This window comes from Rhodococcus sp. FH8 (assembly GCF_019266085.1).
Taxonomy (GTDB): domain Bacteria; phylum Actinomycetota; class Actinomycetes; order Mycobacteriales; family Mycobacteriaceae; genus Rhodococcus_F; species Rhodococcus_F qingshengii.
In genome coordinates, this window is record NZ_LPNQ01000020.1 from 1 (window position 1) to 1,837 (window position 1,837).

Genomic DNA, 1,837 nt, shown 5'->3' on the forward strand with positions numbered 1-1,837 from the left:
GGTTGAGGAACCACATGCGCTGCTGCGCCAACGACAACGGAACCCGAACCGGACGCACCTGCGCAGTCAACGCCGCACGTGAACCGCCACCGACATGAGAACCCAAACGAGCAGCCAACGCCTCCACCGTCGACGCCTCGAACAACTCCCGCACCGACACCGAAGCATCCAACGCCTGACCCAACCGAGACGTCACCTGCGTCGCAATCAGCGAATTACCACCGAGCGCGAAGAAATCATCATCCAAACCAACACGCTCGACGCCCAGAACATCCGCAAACGTCTGCGCAACAACCTCTTCCACCACCGACGTCGGAGCACGGAACACCGCAACCTGCAACGACGGAACCGGCAACGCCCGACGATCCAACTTCCCGTTCACCGTCAACGGAATCGAATCCAACACCACAAACGCCGACGGCACCATGTACTCCGGCAACAACGAACCCACACCGGTGCGGACATCGTCGACCGAAACGCTCACACCCGCAGCCGGAACCACATACGCCACCAACCGCTGATCACCCGGAGAATCCTCACGGACAACCACCGCCGTCTGCGCCACCGACACATCCGCCAACACCGCAGACTCGATCTCACCGATCTCGATCCGGAAACCACGGATCTTCACCTGATCATCCGCGCGACCCAGATACTCCAAATCACCAGCACTGTTCCACGACGCGACGTCACCCGTGCGGTACAACACCTCGCCGGCATTGAACGGATTCGCCACAAACCGCGTCGACGTCAACCCCGCCTGACCCAGATAACCCCGAGCCAACTGAACACCAGAGACATACATCTCACCCGCGACACCAACAGGCACCGGAGCCAAACGCGTATCGAGCACGAACACCTGCAGACCCGAAATAGCCTGACCCACAACACTCGCCGACGCATCCGCCGCCAACGCAGCATCCAACACACGATGGCTCACATGCACCGTCGTCTCCGTGATGCCATACATGTTCACCAACGTCGGCGCGAAGTCACCGCGGCGGCCGTACCAATCCGACAAGCGACGCAGCTCGAGCGCCTCGCCGCCGAAAACAACCCACCGCAACGACAACTCAGCAGCCCGACCGGATTCCGACGCCAACCGATCAGCCTCGGCCAACTGATAGAACGCCGACGGCGTCTGATTGAGCACCGTCACCCGCTCAGCAGCAAGCAACTCCAAGAACTGCTCCGGCGACCGCGACGTCACATAATCCACAACCACCAACGTGCCGCCGTACAACAGCGGACCCCACAACTCCCACACCGAGAAGTCGAACGCATAACTGTGGAACATCGTCCACACATCGGATTCGTCGAACCCGTACACACCCTCGGTATTCGCAAACAACTTCGCCACCGTCGTGTGCGGAACCTGCACACCCTTCGGGCGACCCGTCGAACCCGACGTGTAAATCACATACGCAACATTCGACGACCGCAACGGCGCAACACGATCCGCATCCGAAACCACCGAACCATCGAACTCCGACACATCCACCGCGTCGATATCAACCACCGGCAAACCAGCGGGCAACACCAACTCACGCCCGGACCACGAAATCGCAGCCACCGGAGCAGCATCAGCCAACATGAACTCGACACGATCAGCCGGATACGACGGATCCACCGGCAAATACCCCGCACCGGACTTCACCACCGCCAACAACGCCACCACAAGATCCGCCGACCGCGGCAACGCCACCGCCACCAACGACTCCGGACCACAACCCTGAGCAATCAACCTGCGCGCCAAACGATTAGCCCGCACCGACAACTCACCATACGACAACGACTCGCCACCGAACCGCACCGCAACCCGATCACCAAACCGCGC

At 60.9% G+C, this 1,837-nt stretch carries 1 protein-coding gene; it reads right to left on the bottom strand.

The window, feature by feature from the left end:
• Positions 1-1,837: amino acid adenylation domain-containing protein (locus tag ATN38_RS00125; protein ID WP_218747376.1), on the bottom strand; the 1,837-nt coding region annotated here is incomplete at both ends.